Source organism: Arthrobacter sp. efr-133-R2A-63, from assembly GCF_030209795.1.
In the GTDB taxonomy this organism is placed as follows: Bacteria; Actinomycetota; Actinomycetes; order Actinomycetales; family Micrococcaceae; genus Arthrobacter; species Arthrobacter bambusae_A.
Genome location: NZ_JARVRG010000017.1, coordinates 163,093 through 186,883, shown reverse-complemented (window position 1 = coordinate 186,883; position 23,791 = coordinate 163,093). Strand labels below are relative to the sequence as shown.

Here is a 23,791-nt window from a genome sequence, read left to right as displayed (position 1 = left end):
TTCAAAGACGACGCACAGGCAACAGAAGGAGCAATCATGAACACCACTGAAACGGCCCTGGGCCGCCTCGGGGAACTGGCCATCGAGGTTCCCTCGTGGGCCTATGGCAACTCGGGCACGCGATTCAAGGTGTTCGGTACGTCCGGCACCCCGCGGACTATCCAGGAGAAGCTGGCCGACGCCGCGAAAGTCCACGAACTGACGGGCCTTGCGCCCACGGTGGCACTGCACATCCCGTGGGACAAGGTGGATGATTACTCCGCCCTGCGCGAGTATGCAGAGAGCCTTGGCGTGGGGCTGGGGACGATCAACTCGAACACGTTCCAGGACGATGAGTACAAGTACGGCTCCCTGACGTCCTCGGACGCGGCTGTGCGGCGCCGGGCGGTCGACCACCATCTGGAGTGCATCGACATCATGCACGCCACCGGCTCCCGGGACCTGAAGGTCTGGCTGGCCGACGGCACCAACTATCCCGGCCAGGACGACATGCGCGGCCGCCAGGACCGCCTCGCGGAATCCCTGCAGGAAATCTACGCCGGGCTCGCCGAAACCCAGCGCCTGGTCCTGGAGTACAAGTTCTTCGAGCCGGCTTTCTACCACACCGATGTTCCGGACTGGGGTACCTCTTACGCCCAGACCCTGGCACTGGGGGAGAAGGCCTTCGTCTGCCTGGACACCGGCCACCATGCCCCGGGAACCAATATCGAGTTCATCGTCATGCAGCTCCTGCGCCTAGGGAAGCTCGGTTCCTTTGACTTCAATTCGCGCTTCTACGCCGACGACGACCTGATCGTCGGTGCCGCGGATCCCTTCCAGCTGTTCCGCATCATGCACGAGGTCATCCGCGGCGGCGGCTTCGGGAAAGAGTCAGGGGTTGCCCTGATGCTTGACCAGTGCCACAACCTGGAGGAGAAGATCCCCGGCCAGATCCGGTCCGTGCTCAACGTCCAGGAGATGACGGCCCGCGCACTGCTCATCGACACCGATGCACTGGCCGAAGCCCAGCGTGAAGGGGATGTCTTGGCTGCAAACGGCATTTTCAACGATGCCTTCTACACGGACGTCCGGCCGATGCTGGCGCAATGGCGTGAACAGCGTGGCCTGCCCGCCGACCCGATGAGGGCGTTCAAGGCAAGCGGCTACCAGAAGAAGATCAACGAGGACCGCGTGGGCGGCCAGCAAGCCGGATGGGGCGCATAGAGCATGAGCAACAACAAGACTGTTGAAGAACTGATCACCCGTTCCAACCGCCTCGGTGCGGACAAGCGGAACACGAACTTCGCCGGCGGGAACACCTCCGCGAAGGGAACGGACAAGGACCCCGTCACCGGGGAGGGCGTCGAGCTGTTGTGGGTCAAGGGTTCCGGCGGCGATCTGGGCACGCTGAAGGCCGAAAACCTGGCTGTGCTGCGCCTGGACCGGCTGCAGGCACTCAAGTCCGTTTACCCCGGCGTCGAGCGCGAAGACGAAATGGTGGCCGCCTTCGATTACTGCCTCCACGGCAAGGGTGGCGCTGCGCCGTCGATCGATACCGCCATGCACGGACTCGTCGACGCCGCTCACGTGGACCACCTGCACCCGGACTCGGGCATCGCGATCGCGACGGCGGTGGACGGCGAAGCGCTGACGTCCAAGATCTTCGGTAACAAGGTCGTGTGGGTTCCCTGGCGCCGGCCCGGATTCCAGCTGGGACTGGACATCGCCGCGATCAAGGAAGCCAACCCGCAAGCCATCGGCACCATCCTGGGCGGACACGGCATCACCGCGTGGGGCGAAACGAGCGAGGAAGCCGAGGCCAACTCCCTCTGGATCATCGAGCAGGCCGAAGGCTACATCGCCCGGAACGGCAAAGCCGAGCCTTTCGGCGCCAAACTCCCCGGCTACGCCCCGCTCCCGGAAGCCGAGCGTCGCGCCAAAGCGGCCGCGTTGGCTCCCGCCATCCGCGGCCTCGCGTCGGCCGACAAGCCGCAGGTGGGTCATTTCAGCGACGATCCGCGTGTCCTGGAATTCCTCGAAGGCGCCGGGCACCCGCGCCTTGGAGCGCTGGGCACCTCCTGCCCGGACCACTTCCTGCGCACCAAAGTCAAGCCCCTCGTCCTGGACCTGCCCGCCGACGCCGGCATCGAGGAAAGCATCGCACGCCTCAAGGAACTGCATGCCGCGTACCGCGAGGACTACCAGGCCTACTATGACCGCCACGCAGACGAAGACAGCCCCGCCTTGCGCGGCGCGGACCCGGCCATCGTCCTGGTCCCCGGCGTCGGAATGTTCTCCTACGGCAAGGACAAGCAGACCGCCCGGGTGGCGGGCGAGTTCTACCTGAACGCCATCAACGTCATGCGCGGCGCCGAGGCCATCTCCTCTTACGCCCCGATCGAGGAATCCGAGAAGTTCCGGATCGAGTACTGGGCCCTTGAAGAAGCCAAGCTCGCGCGGATGCCCAAGCCCAAATCGCACGCCACGCGCATCGCTTTGGTGACCGGCGCGGCGTCGGGCATCGGCAAGGCGATCGCCACCCGCCTCGCCGCGGAGGGTGCCTGCGTGGTCATCGCCGACCTCAACCTGGACAACGCGCGGGCAGTCGCGGCCGGGCTTGGCGGCGCGGACGTCGCCATCGGCGTGCAGGCCGACGTCACCGACGAAACCCAGGTCGCAGCCGCGATCCAGGACGCGGTGCTCGCGTTCGGCGGACTGGACCTGGTGGTGAACAACGCGGGCCTGTCGATCTCCAAGCCCCTGCTGGAAACCACGGAGAAGGACTGGGACCTGCAACACAACGTCATGGCCAAGGGCTCGTTCCTGGTCTCGAAGGCCGCCGCGAAGGTCATGATCGAGCAGGGCATGGGCGGGGACATCGTCTACATTTCCTCGAAGAACTCGGTATTCGCCGGGCCGAACAACATCGCCTACTCCGCCACCAAAGCAGACCAGGCCCACCAGGTCCGTCTGCTGGCCGCTGAGCTGGGGGAGTACGGTATCCGCGTCAACGGCATCAACCCCGACGGAGTGGTCCGCGGCTCCGGCATCTTCGCCGGCGGCTGGGGCGCCAAACGCGCCGCCGTCTACGGCGTCGAGGAGCAGGAACTGGGCAAGTACTACGCCCAGCGCACCCTGCTCAAGCGCGAAGTCCTGCCTGAGCATGTGGCCAACGCGGCCGCCGTGCTCACCAGCAACGAGCTCTCGCACACCACGGGCCTGCACATTCCCGTGGACGCGGGCGTCGCGGCCGCTTTCCTGCGATGAGGGGACAGTCCAGTGACGGCGGCGTTTTCGCCGCCGTCGATATCGGTGCTTCGTCCGGGCGTGTCATGCTCGGCCGGGTCACCGGCGGGCGCGTCTCCCTCGAAACAGTGCACCGTTTCCCCAACGGCGTCGTAGAGCTCGACGGCGGACTCCACTGGGATTTCGACGCCCTGTTCGAGGAGGTGCTCACGGGACTTGCGGCGGCCGCGGAAACGGCCGCCGCAAGCGGGGAGCGGATCGCCAGTATCGGGATCGACACGTGGGCCGTCGACTACGGACTCGTGGATCCCGCCGGTGCCCTCCGGGCCCAGCCGTTCAGCTACCGCGACGAGCGCGGGCGCACCGCCGTCGCGGACGTCCACAAGGTGCTGGACCCGGCACGGCTCTATGCGACCACCGGACTGCAGTTCCTGCAGTTCAATACGCTCTACCAGCTCGCCACCGAACCTGAACTGCTCGGCGTCCAGGCGTTGCTCATTCCGGACTTGATCGCGTTCAGGCTCACGGGGCAACGCCGTACCGAGGCCACGAATGCTTCCACCACCGGGCTTTTTGACGCCGTCGCGGGGGAGTGGGCCTCAGAATTCTTCAAGGTACTGGGGCTGCACAAGAACCTGTTCCCGGCCATCATCCAGCCGGGCGAGACGATAGGCACGCTGCTACAGGAAGTGGCAGCCCGGACGGGGTTGCCGCAGGAGACTACCGTGGTTGCCGTGGGATCGCACGATACCGCCTCGGCAGTGGCAGCCGTACCCGCGCAGCAGGAGGACTTCGCCTACATTTCCTCCGGCACCTGGTCCCTCGTGGGCGTGGAATTGGGCAACCCGGTCCTGGATGAAACAAGCCGCTTGGCCAACTTCAGCAACGAGCGGGGAGTCGACGGCACCATCCGGTACCTGCGCAACGTCGGCGGCCTGTGGTTGCTCAGCGAATGCCAACGCACCTGGGCCGCCGAGGGTCACCGGCAGGATCTGGCCGCGCTCCTCGAGTCCGCGGCGGCACTGCCCACGGGAGGCCCGCAAATCAATGCCGACGATCCGGCGTTCATCGCCCCGGACAATATGCCTGAGCGCATCAGATCCGCGGTTCGCGCCGGTGGTGCCGTCCTCCCGGACCGTCCGGGCGCCGTCGTGCGCTGCATCCTGGACAGCCTCGCGGCCGCTTACGCGAGGACCCTGGCGCGTGCCGAAGAACTGTCCGGCAAGCAGACGTCGGTGGTCCACATCGTGGGCGGCGGATCGCAGAACAGGCTCCTGTGCCAACTCACCGCTGATGCCACCGGCAAGACGGTTGTGGCCGGTCCCGTGGAAGCCACGGCGCTCGGAAACGTCCTGGTCCAGGCCCGGGCGGCCGGAGTGGTTACGGGAGGCCTGTCCGGACTCCGGGCACTCGTGAGGGCAAGTGTCGGCCTTGAAAGCTACGAAACGGGCCTGGTAGATCAGAGTCCCTATGGCCATCGCCCTGTTGCCCCGCAAAGCCCCTCGATAAACTGAAGGGGCGCCGAAGAGACGCGAGGTACGTTGCGCGAAAGGCAAGATCATGACTGATAGCAGCGGCGTCGAAGAACCCACTGAAGACGACAAAGCCGAAGCTCCCGAGGAACCGGAACTTCGGGGCCGGTACGTCGAGGGCGACTACGGCAAGACGGGAATGGAGCCCGGGCGGCACTCCGAAGACGAAGAGGGCCAATACAGCGAAGGCGACTACGGCTCAGCAGGTAGCCAAGGCGGCTTGCCCGAACCGTTGGGTAAGAAGGCCAAGGAATCCGGGCGCTACGCAGAAGCCGACCTCGGCAACGCAGGAGCCGTTCCGGGGCGAACAGCCGAGTCGGAAATCGGACAGTACGCCGAAGGGGACTACGGCAAGGACGGGGCAGTGGGACCGCTGCGTGAGGCAGCAAATCCACCGGCGCCAGCGGATGACGACGGCGACGAATGACCGGGTCGATCACTTCGGCCAATGGTCCCTGACATTCATGTCCATGGATGGCGCCTAACTGAATGGGTGCAGGGATAAATGGTGGGTGCAGAGAAGTATGCCGGCCGAGGTCGGTGCCGGAAACGTGATGAGGATACGCCGCGGCATAGGGGAAAGACGGGCCCAGACATGGCAACTCAAAGCGACGGCGTAGGCTTCCGTTCCACACGGGGCCCGATACTCATAGCCCTGATGCTCTCAAGCGGCCTTGTCGCGATCGATGCAACCATCGTGGCGACCGCTGTGCCTTCGATCGTTCATGAAATCGGCGGGTTCGCCTCGTTCCCATGGCTCTTCTCCGCGTACCTGCTCGCACAGGCCGTCTCGGTCCCGGTCTACGCGAAACTCTCCGACATGGCGGGCCGGAAGCCAATCATTCTCACTGGCATCGGACTCTTCCTGCTTGGATCCATCCTTTGCGGGCTTGCGTGGAGCATGCCCGCGCTCATCGCCTTCCGCGTGGTGCAGGGCCTGGGTGCCGGCGCCGTCCTGCCTGTGGCCATTACCATCGCGGGCGATATCTACACCCTGGCCGAGCGCGCGAAGGTGCAAGGCTACCTCGCCAGCGTGTGGGCAACCTCGTCGGTTGTCGGCCCAACCCTGGGCGGGGTGTTCTCTTCGCTTGGAGCGTGGCGCGGGATCTTCCTGATCAACATTCCGCTGTGCCTCGTGGCTGCCTGGATGTTGGTCCAAAGATTCCACGAGAACATCGAACGGGTAAAGCATCGCGTCGACTATCTTGGAGCCGCCCTTCTCACGTTCACCTTGACCTTGACCATCCTCGGGGCCCTCGAAGGTGGCCAGGCCTGGGCCTGGGACTCTCCAATCAGCATCGCAGTGTTCGCCATTGGTGCCGTCTTGCTTGTTGCGTTCATCCTGGTGGAGCGACGAGCAGCTGAACCCGTCCTGCCGCCGTGGGTCGTTTCGAGGCGCCTCCTCGCCACGACCGCACTGATTTCCTTCGGTGCCGGGGCGGTCGTGCTTGGCCTCACGTCGTACGTTCCAACGTTCCTTCAGGGCGCGCTTTCAGTCTCGCCCATCACGGCGGGGCTCTCCTTGGCAGCCCTGACAATCGGCTGGCCGATCAGCGCCTCGCAGTCGGGCCGCTTCTACCTGCGGATCGGATTCAGGACCACATCGTTGATCGGGATCTCGGTCACCGTCATCGGTTCGGCGGCCCTCGCGATCACCGCCTACACACCGAACCTCGTCTTCGTTGCGGGCAGCTGCTTTGTGGCGGGGCTCGGTCTCGGCCTCCTTGCAACCCCGAGCTTGATCGCAGCGCAGTCCAGTGTCGAATGGCACGAGCGCGGTGTGGTGACGGGCACCAACCTCTTCGCCCGGTCCATCGGCAGTTCGCTTGGTGTGGCAGTTTTCGGGGCGGTCGCCAACGCAATCTACGCCGACCGCCCGGATGGCGGAAAGAGTTCGCAGGCGATCGTGTTCGCCTCTGCAGCGGTTTTTCTCGCCGTGCTTGTCAGCGCCGCACTGACCGTCGTCGCCGTCCTCGCAATGCCCCCCACGCCCGTGGAGGCGACTGTTCCGCAGGGCAAGGAGCCGGCCCCGCGGCTCCAGAAAGTACGCCGACCAAACGGGCGGGACGACGGTCCTTAGGCTTGCGCCCCCGGCTAGTAACCCGTCGCCTCCGAAGGCGGGTTGGCTTCGCGGCCACCCTTACGGACAACGCGGACTTTCGTGGTCTGCGGCTCTGACTGTTCGGGGAGTTGGATGCGTACTTCGAGGACGCCATCCTCGTACGTTGCGATGATGCCGTCCTGGCTCACGCCGCGGGGCAGCGGGATGCTGCGGGACCGTTCGCCGTAGCGGACTTCGGTACGGTAACCCTTCTTGTCCACGTGTTCGGCATCCTCTTCGCGTCGCGCCTGGATATGCAGGGTGTCGTCGGCAACGCTGATGTCGACGTCGCTCTCGGGGTCGACTCCCGGCAGATCCACCCTGACGACGAGCGTGTCCCCCTCTTGGTATTGCTCGATGCGGAGCGACGAGTCGGATTCGCCTTGAAGGAAGCGTCGGAGCGGCTCCGGGACGTCGAGTCCACCGAGTCCGCCGCGACCGCCGCGTCCGAATAGGTTGTCCATGATGACCTCCTGGTAGGTACCGGCTGCGGGTCAAGACAGAAGTGCCGGGATGAAAAGAAAGCTACGCCAAGCAACGTCCCGTGGGTAGCCCCCTCGGGACGATTGCGCGTGTCAGCTTTGGTGGAAGTCGGGAGCCTTGGGTGCGTCGAGCATCCCGGCGATCTTCTCCTCCAACGCTGCGATGGTCGCTTCGGGCAGGACAATCAGGCCATCCAGTTCGCGCCGGGCGCGCTTGTAGGCTGTCTGGCGCTCTGCCGGCGTCGCTGCACTGTCCGAAGCGATCCTGAGCAGCTTCCTGGCGGTCGCCAGCCGCTGGCGCTCGGGCTCAGTGAAATTGCTGTCCTTGATGCGTTTGGCTTCCCGCTCCGCCACATCGAATGCCAGTTCGTAGCTGCGGACGGCCGTTCGATATTCGGCCAGCCGGGCCGCCGTCGTGATTTCTTCCGGCGTTGCCGGGCGCAGGCCGTCAGCCTCCCGTTTGGCCCGAAGAAACGCCACGGTGAGCGGCTCGCGGACATCCGACATGACCGGAAGGTCTATGATTTTGCCGACGTCAAGTTCGTAGTCAAGCCACCGCCGGTTCAGTGCGTCGTGTGCCTCTTGCAGCCGCACCACCTCGGCCTGGCTGGCGTGCTCCGCTTCTGCCGCGCGGTTCTTGAGCTGATAGAGCTCCACCCGACGGCGGTGCCGCCTTTCGCTGGCCCTGGACCACGACCGCGCCCAACCGCCGGCCAATCCGCTCAGGGGGAAGACCAGCCACCAGAAGTGGCTGACAAATTCGAGGAAGGGATTCACGGCTTCATCGTCCCACCGGCCCCGATGCGTCTCAAGGGTCTCGTGACTACATGCAGGCCTAATCGATGCCGCCCTTTGTGGTCCAGCTTGCCACGCCATTGCCGACAGGGCCCCTTGGAGCGGTCCGCGAACTCACGGCTTCCCATCGACAGGCACCCTGCCCAGGAATAGCCTTAAGCCGTCCCATTGACCGACAAGGATGACGGAGAGGTATCCGAACATGGGAGCTACAGAAAACGCTGAATTGGTCCGGCGGGGATACGAGGCGTTTAACGCCGGTGATCTGGCGACACTCAGCGAGTTGTTCGCGGAAGACGCAGTCTGGCACGTAGCAGGAAGCGGCGTGCTGTCCGGGACGAAGCAAGGACGCGACGCGATCCTGGCGTATTTCGGCGAGTTGGGAGCGCGTTCCCAAGGTACGTTCCAAGCGACGGTCCAGGACATCGTCGGCGGAGAAAACCACACCATCGGGCTCCAGCAAAGCCACGCCGAAAGCGACGGAAAGACCCTGGACATTGCAACGGCCATCTCCTTCGTTCTCCGCGACGGAAAGGTTGTAGAGGGCCGGGAGTTCTTCGAGAACACAGCCAAGGCAGACGAATTCTGGACCTGAATCCCGGAGGCGGATCCCGCACCTGAAAACTCATTGACATCCCGGGCTGCGGGGTCTATTGCTTGGCATGTCCACACCCGTCAACACCAGCAGGGAGCAGATATGGAGCTGTATGGAGTCGTGCACTTCTTCCCGGGAGGCACGAAGGACCAATATGAGGCGTCAATAGCCGCCGTTCACCCAGGAGAAGGGCTCTTGCCCGAGGGCCAGACTTTCCACGCCGCAGGCCCGTCGGCCCGCGGTTGGACGATCATGGCCGTCCACGAGTCGAAAGAAAGTTGGGAGAAGTTCCGCGACGGCATTCTCATGCCCCGCATGCAGGCAGGCATCGAGGGCGGATTCGAATCACCCCCGGAAGAGACCGTCGTCGATCTCTACAAGGTGATGCCCTAGCTATTCGAAAAGGCCGCCCCCAGGTCTCGCGGGCGGCCTTCGGTTATCAGCGGGGGCAGTGGAAAGGAACAGTTTTGGTCGACATGGTGAACTACTTCGAAGTCGGTTCCCCCGATCCCGAGGGCTCGCGGGCCTTCTACGGTTCGCTTTTCGACTGGACTTTCGGTGAGTCCTCGCCTGCCAGCTACCAGATGGTGAATGGCGACAAGGGCGGGCTGTGGGACACCTCCTCGCTCGAGGCGACGTCGTGGGCGATCTTCTACGTCCAGGTCGACGACGTTAAAGCCGCGATCGCCAAGGCCGAGTCTCTCGGTGCAAGCGTAGCTATCCCGTTCGTCGACAACGGCGCCATCGAGTTCGCGCACCTGCTGGACCCGCACGGCAACCGTTTCGGTGTGTGGCGTCCGAAACAGCCGCGTTGAAGCGACGGGACAATGCGGACACTTGCGACGCTCAATGAAAAGGACGAAGTGCATTGACACTCGATACATTGCCCGTGATCGATTTCTCCCGACTGACTGCAGGACCGGAGGAGGCAGGCCGGTTCCGTGACGAACTGCGTGAGGCGATGCACGAAGTTGGCTTCCTCTATTTGGCGGGCCACGGTATTCCGCAGGAGTTGACCGACGCCATTCTCGATGTGTCGCGCCGCTTTTTCGAGCTCCCGGAAGAGGAAAAGCTCGCCATCGAGAATGTGCACAGCCCCCAGTTCCGCGGCTACACCCGCGTTGGCGGCGAGCTCACCGACGGCGGAATCGACTGGCGCGAGCAGATCGACATCGGCGTCGAACGGGATGCTGTTGAACCGGGCCCGGGTGTCGCCGAATATTGGCGCCTGGAGGGGCCGAACCTGTGGCCGGATGCGTTGCCGGAAATGCGGGAGATTGTCTCGGAGTGGACGGAACGGCTGAGCACCATCTCGCTGGCGTTGCTGCGGGCCTTGGCAGTTTCCCTCGGGGCACCTGAGGACACCTTTGATGCGGCATTCGCCGCACGGGCTTTCCCGGTCCTCAAAATTGTGCGTTATCCGGGGGAATCGAACCCGGAACCCAAACAGGGCGTGGGGTCGCACCGCGACGGGGGAGTACTCACGCTCCTCCTGGTTGAGCCAGGGAAAGGCGGTCTCCAGGTCGAGTACCAAGGGAAGTGGATCGACGCGCCCCAAGTGCCCGGGACCTTCGTTGTCAATATCGGCGAAATGCTCGAACTGGCCACCAACGGCTACCTCAAAGCGACCCTGCACCGCGTCATTTCACCGCTCCGCGGCACGGACCGGATTTCCCTTCCCTTCTTCTACAACCCTGCACTTGACGCGACCATGCCGCAGCTTGCCGTGAGCCCGGAGTTCCAGGCAAAAGCACGTGGCTTGTCGGTTGACCCGACGAACAGTCCGATTCTGGAAACCTACGGTGACAACGCTCTCCGGTACAGGCTTCGGGCCCACCCGAACGTCGTCGCAGAGCACCACGCCGACCTGCTGTGAGGTTGACTTCACGGCGCCGGATAATGGGGCCATGGATTTCGAATTGCTCACCATTCAGGGCTGTCCGCACGGCTCGGCCGCCCGGGAGCTGTTCTCCAGGGCCGTGGAATTGGAAGGACAGGACCCGGTCCTGATTGCTGCGCGGGAGATCGTGAGCGACGAAGAGGCCGAAGCCTCCGGATTCCACGGATCCCCCACGTTCCTGGTGGACGGGAAGGATCTCTTCCCGTCCACCGCGGAACCAGCCATGACGTGTCGGGTCTACCGCACAGCCGGGGGCCTCTCGGGCCTGCCCAGCCTGGAATCGCTTCGACAAGCGATCGAGGCCAGGCTGGCTGCTTAGGATCAGCCCGGGACGTGCGCCGCTGAAACCACAGGGTGGTCCCGGCCCAGGTTTCCCAGCGCCGATGCTCCTTGCGGGGATCCGAGTTCCTCGAAGAACTCGACGTTGGCCCGGACATAGTCCGCCCACTCATCCGGAACGTCGTCCGAATAGTAGATCGCCTCGACCGGGCAGACCGGATCGCAGGCGCCGCAGTCCACGCATTCGGACGGGTGGATGTAGAGCGAGCGTTCGCCTTCGTAGATGCAGTCCACGGGGCATTCGTCGATGCAGGCTTTGTCCTTGACGTCGACGCATGGCTGCGCGATCACGTAAGTCATGACGCGCTACACACCGGTGTAAACGGTCTTGCCCCACGTGAAGAAGTCCAGTGCGGACTTGCCCTGCTCGCGGAAGGTGTTGGTGGAGGAGTCCTTCACGCCACCGAACGGGACATTCAGGTCCAGGCCGGCCGTGGGCCGGTTGACCTTGATCACGCCGGCCTGCGCCCGCGCGGCGAAGTCCGTGGACAGGGCCAGGGAATCGGTGCAGATCCCTGCAGTGAGTCCGTAGCGCGAGTCGTTGATCGCGGCCAGCCCGGCCTCGTAGTCCGGGACCTCCAGGACTGCGACGACCGGACCGAAGATTTCCTCCGTCACAGCGGCGTCGTCAAACGGAATATCGGTGAGGACAGCGGCCGGGAAGAGCAGCGCGCCGGAAGGGTCGCCGTCGTACTCTCCGTGGAGGAGGGTGGCGCCGCGTTCGACGGCGGTGCGGACCGCGGCCTGGTCCTGCTCGAACTGCTGGCTGCTCACCACTGCGCCCATTTTGGCGCCGTCGAGCCCGTCACCGGCGGTGTAGTTGGCGGCCTCGGCAACAAGGGCATCGAGGAACGCGTCGCGGACACCCGGGGTGACGTAGACGCGGGAGGTTGCCGTGCACGCCTGGCCCGTGAGTCCGAACGCGCCGGCTGCGACGACCGCGGCGGCCTTTTGCGGATCGGCGTCGTCGAGCACCAGCACGCCGTTCTTGCCGCCCATTTCAAGCTGGACGCGGGCCCGGCGGCCATTCAGGATTTCCTGGAGTCCAAGCCCCACCTTGGTGGACCCGGTGAAGGACAACCCGGCGATGCGGGGATCGCGTGCCAAAGCGTCTCCGACCACGCGGCCCTTGCCGTGGACCACGTTGAAGACTCCGGCGGGAAGCCCGGCGTCCTTGAGGGCGCGGGCGAGGTGAGTCGCCGAGAGGGGGGTAAGTTCGGCCGGCTTGATGACCACGGCGTTGCCGCTGATGAGTGCGGGGGCTGCCTTCCATGCCGGGATGGCGATGGGGAAGTTCCACGGGGTGATGAGCCCGACGACGCCGAGCGGCTCGCGCCTTGTAGTGATGGTGGTGTCCGGGAGGCCACTGGGAAGTACTTCGCCGGTGGCGGCCCAGCCGAGGGAGCCGAAGAAGCGCAGCACGTCCGAGGCGCGCTTGACCTCTCCCTTGGCTTCGGCGAGGGTCTTGCCTTCCTCACGGACGAGGTCCTCGGCGATCGCGCTTTGGCGCTCAAGGAGCAGGTTGCCGGCCGTCATGAGGATGGCGCCACGGGCGGGAGCGGGAAGGGCTGCCCACGCCGGTTGCGCGGCGGCAGCGGCTGTGATCGCCGCGTCGACGTCGTCGGCGGTGCCTCGCGGGGAGAGGGCAGCGAGTTCGTCCGGGCGGGCCGGGTTGGTTCGCCGGATGTCGGGCTCTCCGGTCCATTCGCCGTTGATCAGATGCTGCGCTGCGGCAACATCCCTGTGGGTGCACGTTGCAGATTCGGTGGCGGTGGAAGTCATGGTAATCCTTTGGCTTGTGCGGTTGGGATGGGCGGCTGCTGGTCGGGAGGTGACCGGGCCTAGAGGCTGCGGATCAGGCCTCCGTCGCAGCGAAGCGCGACGCCCGTGATGTAGGAAGCCCGGGCACTGCAGAGGAAGGCGCCGGCAGCGCCGAACTCCTCCGGTTCGCCGTAACGCCGGGCAGGGATGGTCTTGCGCGATTCGAGCTGGATTTCCTCCGGTGTGGTGCCGCGGCGTTTGGCCGCCGCCCGGTCCAGTTCGGCGACGCGCTCGGTGGCTATGCGGCCAGGCAAGAGCATGTTGACCGTGACGGCGTCGAGGGCCACTTCCGCCGCAAGGGTCTTGAGGTAGCCCGCCAAGGCAGCGCGGCCCGTGTTGGAGACGGCGAGGTTGGGCAGGGGCGCCACGACTCCGCTGGATCCAATGGCCAGGATCCGTCCCCAGCGCCGCTCCCGCATTCCCGGCAGGATGTGAGAGACAAGGGCGTGGTGCGGTTTCACCAGCAACTCGAAGGCCGCAGCGATGTCGTCGGAGCCAAGGCTCGCGGCAGCGCCGGGCTTGGGGCCGGGGCCGTTGAGGACGAGGATGTCGATGGGACCGAGCAGCTCCACGGCGCGTTCGACGGCGGCCGTCACCCCGTCCAGGGTGCTCAGGTCCGCCTCGACGGCCACGGCGCTGTGGCCGTCTGCCTGCAGCTCCGCCGCGATTTTCTCGGCCAGTTCGCCACGTCGGCCCGTGATGGCCACCCGGACGCCCTCGGCGGCGAGGCCGCGCGCGACGGCCAGTCCCAGCCCTCCTGTGGAGGCGGCGACGAATGCGGTCTTTCCGCTGATTCCGAGATCCATTAGATCCCTCCTGCTGTGTGGGCTGCGGGGGTGAGCGAGAGATTCAATGCCTGGGCGGCTTCAGCCAGATGCGTCAGCATTCCGTTCCTGAGGACCTCCGGGAAAGGAGCCGCGGGCGGCCGGACACCGGAGTCCTTGATGAAGCCCCGCTCGCGGAAGCACTCCTTCCGGACCGCCAAGGCGATCCGGGCCTGCTGCTCGAAGTTGATGAGCGGCAGGTAGGGGAGCAGCGCGTCCCGGGCGGCGTCGTAGCCGCCCGACTGCCAGGCACGGACGCAGGCAACGAGGGCTTCCGGGTAGGAGAATCCGGTCATGGCGCCGGCTGCGCCGGCCACCAGCTCATCCAACAGCCCTTGACCGCCCAGCCCGCCGAATACGGAGACGTCGACGGCGGACGCCAGTTGGGCGATGGCCACGCTGGTGGGTGGGGCCTCGGCTTTTACCGCGACGATGAACTTGCAGGCCTGGACCACGTAAATAAGGTCTTCCGTGCTGATGCTGACACCGCTGGCCACGGGGTAGTCCTGCAGGACAACTTTGGCCCCGGTGGATTGGTGGATGGCGTTCAGGTGCGCGATGACCACCTCCGGCCGGGCCGAATTGGCCTGCACCATGACGGCTGCGAGCCGGTCTCCCGCGACGGCCTGGGCAGCACGGATTTCTTCGACGGCAGTGCCCGTGAAGAGCGAGGTCACACCCACCACGAGCGGCAAACGGGTCTCTTCGACCACCACTTCCAGCGCCAGGATGCGCTCCGCTGCGGTCAGGGCAGCGGCTTCGCCGAAGACACCCAGGACAGTCAGGCCCGTGGCGCCGATGGTTTCATAGTGCTCCACCAGCCGGGCCAGGCTGTCCGTGTCCAGATCGAGGGTGCTGCCGTGGAATGGCGTGGCGACGACGCCCCACACGCCGGGTGTCAGTGATTCCCGCATTGGATTGTCCTTCCGTTCCTGCTGAAGTTCGGTGTCTTGCATCTGTTCGTCCTGCATTCAGCGGGCCGGCCACACCGGCGGACGCTTTTCCTGGAAAGCCCGCACGCCTTCGGCGGAGTCTTCGCTGTCCAGTGCGGCCATGAGGGCCGGCAGCCGGAGGCCGCGGGCTTCCGTGGCGCTCAAGTGGCTGGTCCGGCTGACCATTTGCTTGACGGCCCGGACGGAACTGGGGGCGCAGGCGAGGACCTGGTCCACCCAGCGCTGCACCGCGGCGTCGAGCTCCTCCGCGGGAACCACTTCGTTGACAAGGCCCATCGACTGCATCTCGGCAGCCTCGGCCTTGCGGCCCGTGAGGAGCATGCCCATCGCTTGCGTGTAGGGGACGCGGCGCACCAGCTGGTGGATGCCGCCGTCGAGCGCCAAGCGTCCGACCCGCGGTTCGGTGAGGCCGAAGCGGGCCGTGTCCGCGGCGACCACGATGTCGGCGCCGAGCACGATCTCCATGCCACCGCCCAGCGCGTAGCCGTTCACCCGGGCGATCACCGGAATGTCCAGGCTGGTGCGCAGGCTCAGACCGCCGAAACCGTTCGGATCAAGTTCCGCCCAGTACTGCAAGCCGGTCTTGTCCACGGCCGAGGCGGACATGTCCGCCCCGACGCAGAACGCCCGCGTCCCGGCGCCGGTGATGACGACGGCGCGCAGGTCGGGATCGGCTTCGATCCGGGTCCAGATCTCGTTGAGCCGGGCCTGTGCAGTCCCGTCGATGGCGTTGAGCACGTGCTGGCGGTCGATGACCACCGTGGCGACGTGGTTCTCGATGGTCAGCGTGACCTGGTCAACAATCTTCTTCTCTTCCATCGACACAGTCACCGGAGGACTCCCAACGTCTGCAGGCGTTCGATGGTTTCAGCGTCGAAGCCGTTCTCCAGGAGGACTTCCACATTGTGCTCTCCGAGCCGCGGCGCCACGCGCCGGACGGAAGGCGGTGTGGCAGACAGGCGAATCGGGGCGTTGAGCATCTTCACGGTGCCCACGCCGGGATGCTCGGCTTCGACGATCATGCCGTTGGCCTCGGTCTGGGCATCGGCCAAGGCTTGCTCCAGGGTGTGGACGGGCGCGTTGAGCAGGCCTTGGCTTTCGAGCTGGTTGGTCCAGTACTCCGTGGTGTTCGTGGCGATCCGTTCCCGGAAGATCGCCTGCAGGGCCGGCTTGTGCTTGAATTGCTGCTCCAGGTTGGCGAACTCCGGCCGCTGGGTAAGGTCTTCGTCCAGGCCCAGCGCTTCGGAAATCCGGGCCAGCGGATCGGGGGTGAAACCGCCCACCATGCAGACGGCGCCGTCGGTGGTTTCAAAGACGCCGCTTAGCGGCATGGCGCCCCAGTTGACTTCGTAGCCGCGGTTGAGCTGCATGCAAGCCTCCTGCATCTGCAGGTGGAGCATGGAGTCGTACATGGTCACCTCGACCTTTTGCCCGACGCCGGAGGTCTCCCGGGTGCGCAGTGCCAGCAGGATGCCCTGCATGAGGTGCATGCCCGTGATGTAGTCGCACAGCGTGGTGGGGTAGATGGCCGGCTTCACGTCGTCCGACTCGCGCCGCCACATCACGCCCGAGTACGCCTGTGCGATCGCATCCTGGCCGCCCTTGTGGGAGTACGGTCCAACCGGGCCGAAACCCGTGCCGGAGGCCCAGATGATTCCCGGGTTCTCTGCCTTGAGTTCCTCGTAGCCGAAGCCCATCCGTTCCATCACGCCGGAACGGAAGTTGCTGACCACGACGTCGGCGTCGGCCATCACCCGGCGGAGGACGGCCTTGCCCTCGTCGGTGCGGGTGTCCACGGAAACGCTGCGCTTGTTCCGGTTGATGGACAGGAAAATGGGGTTGTCCTGGCCGTCCTTGTCCGGGAACGAGTTGCGCGAGATGTCGCCGGCGCCCGGACGTTCCACCTTGATGATGTCCGCGCCGTAGTCGCCCAGGAGCTGGGTGCACGACGGTCCCATGAATACCTGGGTGAAGTCGACGATCTTGATGCCGTCGAGCGGCAGAGGGATGCCGTTGGGTTTGGCAGCAGCGGCGACGGCCGCCGTCGTGGTTTCCTCGAACTCATCGAGGAGGGTCTCGGTGCTCATGCCCCCACCACGGCTTCGCTGTCGACGGTAGCGTTCGACGACGGGACGTCGCCCGGGTCTGCACCGTGCCGGCGCATGCCCTGCTGGATATCCAGCGCGGAGACGTCGCGGACAAGGGTGCCGTTCTGGACCGCCAGAGCGGCGGCGACGCCGACTGCCTGGCCCATGGCCATGCAGGGCGGGATCTCGCGGGACATCTTCTGCGCTTCCGGGGTGGCCGAGTAGTGGCGGCCGGCCACGAGGAGCTGGTCCACTTCCTTGGGAAGCAGGGAGCGGTAGGGGTAGTAGTAATCGCGGCCGCGGGCCACGGTGTCCGCGAAGTGGCGGCGCGAGGTGACATCGTCCTTCGTCATGACGTATTCGCCCTCGAGCAGGCGGGTCTGCCGGACGCCCATCTGGGAGGCGACGTCGAGCATGAAGCAGTTCTCGAAGCCCGGCAGGTGGGCGCGGACGTACTCCACGGCCTCGCTGATCCGGTCGCGTGCGGCAAACTCGGCGGCGGTCATGTCCGCCGGGTCCACGCCGTCGTACCCGGTCATGTGGGGAGCGTTGCACCAGACGACGCCGTCGATCGGTGTCTTGAGCCACCACAGTTCCCAGGCGCCGCCAAGGAGCCGCTTGATGGTGCGGTTGATGGCGCGGGCTTCCTTCGGGTTGGCCTGCTCGAAGGCTTCGGCGGCGGCGGTGTCGACGTTGCCGAGGCGGAAGACGAGGGTGGTGAGGTAGCTGTCCTTGATGTGGCTGGCGCCGGCACGGGAGGCGACGTCGATGTCTCCGGTCGTGTCGATCACGATGTCCGCCATGAAGGCCTGCGGGCCGGACTTGGTCTCGCAGATGACGCCCTTCATGACGCCGTTGTCCACGATCGGGCGGGAGAACCACGAGTGCAGGCGGAGGTTGACTCCGGCTTCGCGGACGAGGTCGTTGGAGACCCGCTTCCAGCCGTCGGGGTCGAAGGCTGCGGCATAGCAGATCGGCTTGGGGTTGGTGTGGGAATGGAAGTCGAAGGTGCCGTAGCGGCCCCACTTGTTCCAGAGTTCCTCGGAGGTCTTGCGGTCATCGGCAGGCGGAACGACGGCCAGGCCGAGCTTCTGCAGACGCTCCACGTACTCCGAAACGATGCCCGTGACCGTGATTTCCTGGCCGTTGATCATGTCGTCGAGCACCAGGACCATGCCTCCGGAGGCAAGCCCGCCGAGCGAGGAGTAGCGCTCGAGGAGGGTGACGGACGCCCCGGACCGTGCTGCAGTGACGGCGGCGGCCACGCCGGCGGGACCACCGCCGACCACGAGGACATCGGAGCGGGAGATGACGGGCGCGGTGAGATCCGCCGTCGTCGTACTGAGTTCCAGTGACGATGTGGTGGCAAAGGAGTTCATGGTGGAGGATCCTTACTTCCCGGCGGGCATGCCGCTGGCACGGTTGCCGGGGTATAGACGAGGTGCTCAGGAGGAGCCCGCAGCAATGCAATGCGGCGGACCGGGCCTGGCGAAGGGCATGACGAGTAGAGGTCCCGGGGGACCTGGACACGGAGATGGAGATGTTTGCGAACGGACGTCCAAGGGTCCGTGCGTGTATGGGATCGGGCGGCGGCTAGCGCCGGCTGATCACCACACGTGGGGGGCGTTGACCCAGATTGCTACGCATACCTCTTCGTAGCTGTTTTTGTACCAGTGAGGCGTATCCGAGGAGAAAGTGATCGAATCGCCCGCCTCAAGCGTGTAGCACTCACCGTCGAGGAAGATGTCTTTCCTTCCCGAGAGGATGATGCCGAATTCCTCGCCGCTGTGGCGGAAAGGAGTGGCGCTGGTGTCGTGGCCTGGCGGACTCACGATCCATTGGGCCTCGAGCGCACCGTTGAGGTCCGGGGTCAGGAGTTCATAGACCGCCTCTCCCACGGACTTCTTGGTGACGCCTTTGAGGTTTCGCCGCTCCGCCTTGCGGACAACCGGCGACCTGGTTTCTTCCTGGCCGAGGAAGAACTTCCCCACCGGAATGTCCAGGCCGTGAGCCAGCTGTGCCAGGGTGGTGAATGACGGATTGGCCAGCCCGCGTTCGATCTGGCTGACGATCGCCGGGCTGAGACCGGTGATTTCCGAGAGTTTGGACAGGGTCATCCCCTTGTCCTTGCGCATCGTACGGACCTTGTTGCCGACAGTCGCCAGAAGTGCGCTTGTGCCGGCGGGTGAGGATGCCGTGATGATCTCGTTGGTCATGGTCCAGCTTTCTCTCGGTGAGCTGACTCACACAACTATAGTGAAAAATTTTAGCGAATCAATGGTTTGCTGAAACTTTTCTCTCACGCCACGCTCGCCAGCCCGCTCTCGGGGCAGGACTCTCCGGCATTGGCGGCATAACGCGGGCTATTTATCTAAAAGCATTGACCTGGTGAATATCTTCAATATAGTTAAGTGAGTCGCATCACGTTGGGAAGTTTGCAACACGATCACAGACGCGGGCATTCAGCCTTCTGGCGGAAGGCCCAACCCAGCCCCACGTCCACCCTCGTGTTTCCCTGCTGATCCTGCGACACCCAAGCAAGCCATCCACGCTCCCTTTCCGGACTGGATGTCCCCGTTTGCTTCAAAGCGCTACGAAGAGGCACGCGTAGCTATCTGGGCTAATTCGCTTCCCATGAGGTGAGTTGGTTCGGCCCTGCCGAACCAGGCCAAAATGATAGTTTCGATCACCGTCCATACCCCCTGGATGTCACCGGTGATCCGTACCCTCACGCACCCGAAGGTGCGGAGGAAGGAAAGAATCATGACTGACACTGTCGTCAAGAATGGCCCGGAAAGCGCCCGGAAATCCCGGCTCTCTCCGGAAATCCGCCGTGGGCTGCTGGGCCTCGGTCTCGGGAACACCCTTGAGTGGTACGACTGGATGGTCTTCGGACTCCTGTCGGCCTTCATCGGGCCAAAGTTCTTCCCCTCGCAGGACCCCACCGCCGCGACGCTCAACGCCTTGGCGGTCTTCGCCGTCGGCTTCGCGTTCCGTCCGCTGGGCGGCGTCCTGCTCGGTACTTTCGCCGACAGAATCGGGCGTCGAAAAGTGATGCTCTGGTCCATCATGATGATGGCCATCACCACGCTCGTCATCGCCCTCTGCCCGACGTACCAGCAGATCGGCGGCGCTGCCGGCATGATCCTCCTGGTCTGCCGCATCGTCCAGGGCATCTCCACCGGTGTTGAAGCTCCTCTTTCCACCGCACACGCGGTGGAACTGGTTCCGGTGGGTCGCGAAGGGTTCGTCGCAGGCATCATCTCCTTCTTCGTCAACTCGGGCATCCTGCTCGCCTCGCTGGTCAGCTACCTGTGCAGCCTGATGCTCAGCGGCGCTGTCATGGCCGACTGGGGATGGCGTGTTCCCTTCATCGTGGGCGCAATCTTCGGATTCATCGTGGTCTACCTTCGCCGGACCCTTCCGGAAACCATGCGGCCGGAGGAGCTTGCGGAAAACTCCTCGAAAGCCGTCTGGGGCGGAGTGCGCAAGCATTGGCTGAGCGTACTGGCCATCACGTTCGTCGTTGGAGCGGCGCAGGCCTACAACTACGCCTGGAATACGGGCCTGCCCACCGCGGCCCGCAGCAGCTTCAAGGAAGACGCGACCGCCGTCTTCGCCCTCACCACCATCCTCGGAGCGGTGCTGGTTGTCGGTAGCCTCGTTGTCGGCAAGCTCGCCGACGGCAAGTCGATTTCCAAGTGGTTCCTCATCACCCGCGCCTTGTCCATTCCTTCGGTCTTCCTGATGCTGATGTACGTCCGTCCGGGCATCGGTGGATTCGCCGCGGTCCTCCTGGGCGGCTCGGTTGTCCTGGTCCTGAACATGACCCTGTACAACGTCGTCACCAGTTCCCTGATGCCCAAATCCTGCCGTGGCGCCGGAACTTCCCTCGGTTACGGACTTGGCGTGGCAATCTTCGGCGGCACGGCCTCGTACCTCCTGGTCTGGCTCCAGTCCATGAATGCAGCGTGGATCTTCCCGGTTTACGTCGCAGTACTCTCCGTGCTGAGCATCGTGTTCTACGTCCTGGCGCGTCGGAAGAGCGGCATCTTCATTGGGAGCTAGCAATCTGATCTCGTTTGACCTCAGCCAGCCGGACGTGGAGCTCTACACGGCGGCCCGTGAACTGCTTCTCACGGCTCATCACAGCGAGAACCATCGCGTCGCCGCCGCCATGCGGGGTGCCTCAGGGGCGATCTACCTCGGCCTTCACCTTGGCTCCAAACGAATCAATGTGTGTGCCGAATCCAGCGCCCTCGCCAACGCCAGGATGGCGCAGGAAACCTCCATCGAGTCATCCGTTGCGGTCAGCATGGACGAACACGGCGAGCCCCAGGTCACCAATCCTTGTGGGGTGTGCCGGGAACTGCTTCGGAACTACGGGCCCGAGGCAACTGTCCTAGTCGATGCCGGGGGAGAGGTGGGGACCGTCAGCCTCGAAGAACTCCTGCCGTATCCCTGGATGCGCGCCACCGAAACCGAGTGGACCACCCGGCCACCAGGTGCCGGGAAGCCTTACTAAATGCGATGGAAAAGGCCGGGACATGAGTCCCGGCCTTTTCTACCGTCCTGAGCTATTGGCCGGCTTCTATTGTTACTCGACCGAGTTCAGCCATCGAGCGGACGCCAGCGCTTTGTGGCCGCGCCTGCGAACGATAAAGGTCCGGCCGAGCCAATGCCGGCCGCGTGGCGGCACCGCTTCGGACAAAGCCGGCGGGGAGGTTTCCGGTGCTGCTACGGACGTCGCCGGCTGGGCCGGGCACAGGTCTGTGATCAGTCCCATTCCGGCACATGCCCGCACCTCGCGGATTCCCGCCACCGCAGCTCGTTTGGTCTCAAAATCCTTCGAGACGGCCATGACGGTCCCGTCCGCTGCCTTCAACCGGAACCGGTACCGCTCCCGGGCATCGACAAACAGTTCAAACTTTCCTGCCATTTGCTGACCTCCCCCAATAGAGACACGTGGTCCTTATTGGACGGTACCCGGCAGGCACTGAAAATGCAAAGCACCCTTAGTGTTTTTGGGGGTGAGATGCCGTAGAGATGCCGGATCCTCGGCACGTGGTTGCCGGATGAAGTGCCGACGTGTAGCTTTGGCGATGCAAAGTAACCTTAGTAATACCCGCCACCGCCGGGTCCGCGGTTCAGCAGGAGGTACAGCAGTGGGTATCGGATCATCCATCTTCCTTATCGCGATGGGCGCCATTCTGGCCTTCGCCATCCCCGGAGATGTCGTGTCATTCATCGACCTTCATATGGTCGGCTACATCCTCATGGTGGTCGGCGTTATCGGCTTGATCGTTTCCCTCTTCGTGTTCGGCCCGCGCCGGACCCGCCGAATCAGCGAAAGCCGCGCCACCGTCGACCCCGTCACGGGGGACCGCATCGTGACCCGGGACACCCGCGACGGCGGTATCTAGCAACAGCAGGAAACGAAAGGGAGGGTCGGCACGCCGACCCTCCCTTTTTCGATGCATCCGCATGTCTTGAGTACGCGCCGTTGCCGACGGCTCGATCCGGCAAGCCGGCTGGCTTCAGCCCGGGCGCCGGCTCCTAACCGCCATTGCCCTTGCCCTTGTGGCGTCCCGGCGCCGGGGCCACGGGAACCGGCGCAACCGGCATCGATGACTCAACGCTCGGTGATGGCGTTGGCGTCGGCGTCGGGGTTGAGGCACTGGGCGTGGGCGTTGGTGTTGCCGAGACGGAGGGGGCAGGGGCCGCGGGAGCGGGCGGCTGGATGGCGCTGACGCCAATGACCACCAGGGCAGCGGTAAGCAGGACGGCCCCGACGGCCCATGCCGGGCCACGCGGGCGCCTCGGCGCCTTTCCCCGCCATGGGCGGCTGCTACGTACGGTCGGCCCGACGACGGTGCCGCCGCCCGCGCTTTCGCTTGCCGTTGCCACCGGCTGAACGCGCGTCTGCGTGGTTGCCTTGGCTGTGCGGGGCGGACGGTCGGGCATACGGGGAAGGGTCTGAGTGGCTCCGTTGCCGCGAACGGGCATCGCCGCAGGGACGCCGGTACTGAAGCTGTTCCGCAGGGCTTGCTCAACGTCTCGCGCGGCAGGTCGCGCGGAGGGTTCGGTCGATGTCATGGCGGTCAGGAGGTCAACCCACTGCGTTCCGAAGGTATCGGGCACGCGTGGCGGGCGGTGGAGCCTCGCAACGGCCGACTCCACGCTGGTTCCCGGGTATTCGAGCTCTCCGGTCAGGCATTCGAGGAGGACAAGTCCCAGGGAATAGATGTCGCTGGCCGGTCCGAGGGCAGAGCCAGTGGCCTGTTCCGGGCTCAGGTAGGCAGCGGTTCCCACCATGGTGCCTGTTGCGGTCAAGCGCGTGCCCTCGATGATGCGGGCGATTCCGAAGTCGGTGAGCTTGGGCCGGATCGGGGATCCTACGGGGGCATCAGGCAGGAGGACATTCGCAGGTTTGATGTCGCGGTGGATGATCCCGCGCCCATGAACGTATTCCAGGGCCGACGCCAGATCCGCCCCGATGTGGGCTACGTCCTGGGTCGTCAGCGGCCGGTCCCGGAGCCTGGCATACAGGTCCGGACCGTGAATCAGTTCCATCGTGAGGAATGTCCTGGCATGCTCCGGATCCCGATGGTCGGTACCGGCGTCGAAGAGAGTGACGAGTGACGGATGGTTGAAGGTCGCCAGGAGCCGCATCTCGTTCTCATGCCGGGCAAGCTCGTCCGGCCCGCCCAGCAGGGGAGCAAAGAGTTTCAGGGCCACCTCGCGGCCCAGCCTCTCATCCCGCGCCCGGTACACCGAGGCCGTCGCGCCTCGGCCGATCAGGGTTCCCAGCCTGTACCGAGCTGCTACCAGCGCATCGCTGTCTCCAGTGATTGGGCCATCCAGCACGCTCACACCTCGCTTTTCTTCGAACCGACGGAGCCCGTACAGTCTAGGCCCCGTTTGCCTGGCCGCGGACATTCGTTCCCGCTGGGGTAATCGTCCCGCACGGACCCAAGGGTACGGTCCGGCCGCAAGTGCCGCGGTGAGGTGAACGGTGGGTGAACAAATGCGCGATCGTTCCTCCTCAGGGCTGATATCCAGCGGCTTCTGTGCCTAGCGTGGCTGTGGGAGTTCCGATACCGGAACGCGCGGTGAGGCAACCGCAACCCAGTCCGT

General features: G+C 64.9%; 25 protein-coding genes. 13 read left to right on the top strand and 12 right to left on the bottom strand.

Features of this window, described 5'->3' with window-relative positions:
• The first annotated feature begins 36 nt into the window (after positions 1-36).
• The 5 genes from rhaI to QRN45_RS08965 all read left to right on the top strand — a co-directional run bounded on the left by rhaI (position 37) and on the right by QRN45_RS08965 (position 6,837).
• Positions 37-1,203 (top strand): L-rhamnose isomerase, encoded by a 1,167-nt coding sequence (gene rhaI, locus QRN45_RS08985; protein ID WP_284763026.1) that lies wholly within the window; start codon positions 37-39, stop codon positions 1,201-1,203.
• A 3-nt stretch (positions 1,204-1,206) separates the two neighbouring features.
• Entirely contained in the window at positions 1,207-3,246 is a 2,040-nt protein-coding gene (locus tag QRN45_RS08980; protein ID WP_284763025.1) for a bifunctional aldolase/short-chain dehydrogenase, read from the top strand.
• Positions 3,243-4,739 carry a rhamnulokinase gene (locus QRN45_RS08975; RefSeq protein WP_284763024.1) on the top strand — a complete coding sequence of 499 codons (1,497 nt, stop codon included), beginning with the start codon at positions 3,243-3,245 and terminating at the stop codon, positions 4,737-4,739. The genes QRN45_RS08980 and QRN45_RS08975 overlap by 4 nt, the downstream gene beginning before the upstream one ends.
• 46 nt (positions 4,740-4,785) lie before the next feature.
• Entirely contained in the window at positions 4,786-5,184 is a 399-nt protein-coding gene (locus tag QRN45_RS08970; protein ID WP_284763023.1) for a hypothetical protein, read from the top strand.
• 168 nt (positions 5,185-5,352) lie between these two features.
• Positions 5,353-6,837: an MFS transporter gene (locus QRN45_RS08965; protein WP_284763022.1), complete on the top strand. Its 1,485-nt coding sequence runs from the start codon at positions 5,353-5,355 to the stop codon at positions 6,835-6,837.
• Between the two features lie 14 nt (positions 6,838-6,851).
• Here QRN45_RS08965 and QRN45_RS08960 read toward each other — a convergent pair whose 3' ends face one another.
• Both QRN45_RS08960 and QRN45_RS08955 read right to left on the bottom strand, forming a co-directional pair.
• The gene (locus QRN45_RS08960; protein WP_284763021.1) at positions 6,852-7,322 is read right to left on the bottom strand and encodes an Hsp20/alpha crystallin family protein; all 471 of its coding nucleotides are present in this window, start codon (positions 7,320-7,322) and stop codon (positions 6,852-6,854) included.
• Positions 7,323-7,433: 111 nt separating this feature from the next.
• Entirely contained in the window at positions 7,434-8,117 is a 684-nt protein-coding gene (locus tag QRN45_RS08955) for a hypothetical protein (protein WP_284763020.1), read from the bottom strand.
• Positions 8,118-8,337: 220 nt separating this feature from the next.
• Between QRN45_RS08955 and QRN45_RS08950 the strand changes: the two genes are divergently transcribed.
• From QRN45_RS08950 to QRN45_RS08930, 5 genes are all read left to right on the top strand, one after another.
• Positions 8,338-8,730, top strand: a complete 393-nt coding sequence (locus tag QRN45_RS08950; RefSeq protein WP_284763019.1) for a nuclear transport factor 2 family protein — start codon at positions 8,338-8,340, stop codon at positions 8,728-8,730.
• Between the two features lie 102 nt (positions 8,731-8,832).
• On the top strand, positions 8,833-9,123 hold the full coding sequence (locus QRN45_RS08945) for a hypothetical protein (protein WP_284763017.1): 291 nt from the start codon (positions 8,833-8,835) through the stop codon (positions 9,121-9,123).
• A gap of 83 nt (positions 9,124-9,206) precedes the next feature.
• Positions 9,207-9,545: a VOC family protein gene (locus QRN45_RS08940; RefSeq protein ID WP_241708547.1), complete on the top strand. Its 339-nt coding sequence runs from the start codon at positions 9,207-9,209 to the stop codon at positions 9,543-9,545.
• Between the two features lie 53 nt (positions 9,546-9,598).
• A complete protein-coding gene (locus tag QRN45_RS08935) occupies positions 9,599-10,606 on the top strand; it encodes an isopenicillin N synthase family dioxygenase (protein ID WP_264636396.1) in 1,008 nt (335 codons plus the stop codon).
• 31 nt (positions 10,607-10,637) lie between these two features.
• Positions 10,638-10,949, top strand: a complete 312-nt coding sequence (locus tag QRN45_RS08930; protein WP_284763016.1) for a hypothetical protein — start codon at positions 10,638-10,640, stop codon at positions 10,947-10,949.
• A 2-nt stretch (positions 10,950-10,951) separates the two neighbouring features.
• Here the strand turns inward: QRN45_RS08930 and fdxA are convergent, their stop codons facing one another.
• The 8 genes from fdxA to QRN45_RS08890 all read right to left on the bottom strand — a co-directional run bounded on the left by fdxA (position 10,952) and on the right by QRN45_RS08890 (position 18,870).
• The gene (fdxA, locus tag QRN45_RS08925; RefSeq protein ID WP_059389976.1) at positions 10,952-11,269 is read right to left on the bottom strand and encodes a ferredoxin; all 318 of its coding nucleotides are present in this window, start codon (positions 11,267-11,269) and stop codon (positions 10,952-10,954) included.
• A gap of 6 nt (positions 11,270-11,275) precedes the next feature.
• A complete protein-coding gene (locus QRN45_RS08920; RefSeq protein ID WP_284763015.1) occupies positions 11,276-12,751 on the bottom strand; it encodes an aldehyde dehydrogenase family protein in 1,476 nt (491 codons plus the stop codon).
• 59 nt (positions 12,752-12,810) lie between these two features.
• Positions 12,811-13,596, bottom strand: a complete 786-nt coding sequence (locus QRN45_RS08915; protein WP_284763013.1) for an SDR family oxidoreductase — start codon at positions 13,594-13,596, stop codon at positions 12,811-12,813.
• Complete coding sequence (locus tag QRN45_RS08910; protein WP_241708537.1) at positions 13,596-14,528, bottom strand: dihydrodipicolinate synthase family protein; 933 nt, start codon at positions 14,526-14,528, stop codon at positions 13,596-13,598. Before QRN45_RS08910 ends, QRN45_RS08915 begins: the two co-directional genes overlap by 1 nt.
• A gap of 57 nt (positions 14,529-14,585) precedes the next feature.
• Complete coding sequence (locus QRN45_RS08905; RefSeq protein WP_502870704.1) at positions 14,586-15,386, bottom strand: enoyl-CoA hydratase-related protein; 801 nt, start codon at positions 15,384-15,386, stop codon at positions 14,586-14,588.
• Positions 15,387-15,394: 8 nt separating this feature from the next.
• Positions 15,395-16,654: a CaiB/BaiF CoA transferase family protein gene (locus tag QRN45_RS08900; RefSeq protein ID WP_284763010.1), complete on the bottom strand. Its 1,260-nt coding sequence runs from the start codon at positions 16,652-16,654 to the stop codon at positions 15,395-15,397.
• Positions 16,651-18,033 carry an FAD-dependent oxidoreductase gene (locus QRN45_RS08895; protein ID WP_241708533.1) on the bottom strand — a complete coding sequence of 461 codons (1,383 nt, stop codon included), beginning with the start codon at positions 18,031-18,033 and terminating at the stop codon, positions 16,651-16,653. Before QRN45_RS08895 ends, QRN45_RS08900 begins: the two co-directional genes overlap by 4 nt.
• A 228-nt stretch (positions 18,034-18,261) precedes the next feature.
• Entirely contained in the window at positions 18,262-18,870 is a 609-nt protein-coding gene (locus tag QRN45_RS08890) for a helix-turn-helix domain-containing protein (RefSeq protein WP_078107968.1), read from the bottom strand.
• Positions 18,871-19,417: 547 nt separating this feature from the next.
• Here QRN45_RS08890 and QRN45_RS08885 point away from each other — a divergent pair.
• Together QRN45_RS08885 and QRN45_RS08880 are read left to right on the top strand one after the other, a co-directional pair.
• On the top strand, positions 19,418-20,722 hold the full coding sequence (locus QRN45_RS08885; protein ID WP_284763007.1) for an MFS transporter: 1,305 nt from the start codon (positions 19,418-19,420) through the stop codon (positions 20,720-20,722).
• Positions 20,712-21,179: a cytidine/deoxycytidylate deaminase family protein gene (locus tag QRN45_RS08880; protein WP_284763005.1), complete on the top strand. Its 468-nt coding sequence runs from the start codon at positions 20,712-20,714 to the stop codon at positions 21,177-21,179. Before QRN45_RS08885 ends, QRN45_RS08880 begins: the two co-directional genes overlap by 11 nt.
• A gap of 72 nt (positions 21,180-21,251) precedes the next feature.
• Here QRN45_RS08880 and QRN45_RS08875 read toward each other — a convergent pair whose 3' ends face one another.
• On the bottom strand, positions 21,252-21,593 hold the full coding sequence (locus QRN45_RS08875) for a YegP family protein (RefSeq protein ID WP_284763004.1): 342 nt from the start codon (positions 21,591-21,593) through the stop codon (positions 21,252-21,254).
• 226 nt (positions 21,594-21,819) lie between these two features.
• On the opposite strand from QRN45_RS08875, the gene QRN45_RS08870 reads away from it, so the two are divergent.
• The gene (locus QRN45_RS08870; protein ID WP_284763003.1) at positions 21,820-22,077 is read left to right on the top strand and encodes a DUF6458 family protein; all 258 of its coding nucleotides are present in this window, start codon (positions 21,820-21,822) and stop codon (positions 22,075-22,077) included.
• Positions 22,078-22,210: 133 nt separating this feature from the next.
• On the opposite strand, the gene QRN45_RS08865 is transcribed toward QRN45_RS08870, so the two are convergent.
• On the bottom strand, positions 22,211-23,521 hold the full coding sequence (locus QRN45_RS08865) for a serine/threonine-protein kinase (RefSeq protein ID WP_284763002.1): 1,311 nt from the start codon (positions 23,519-23,521) through the stop codon (positions 22,211-22,213).
• Positions 23,522-23,791: the final 270 nt, after the last annotated feature.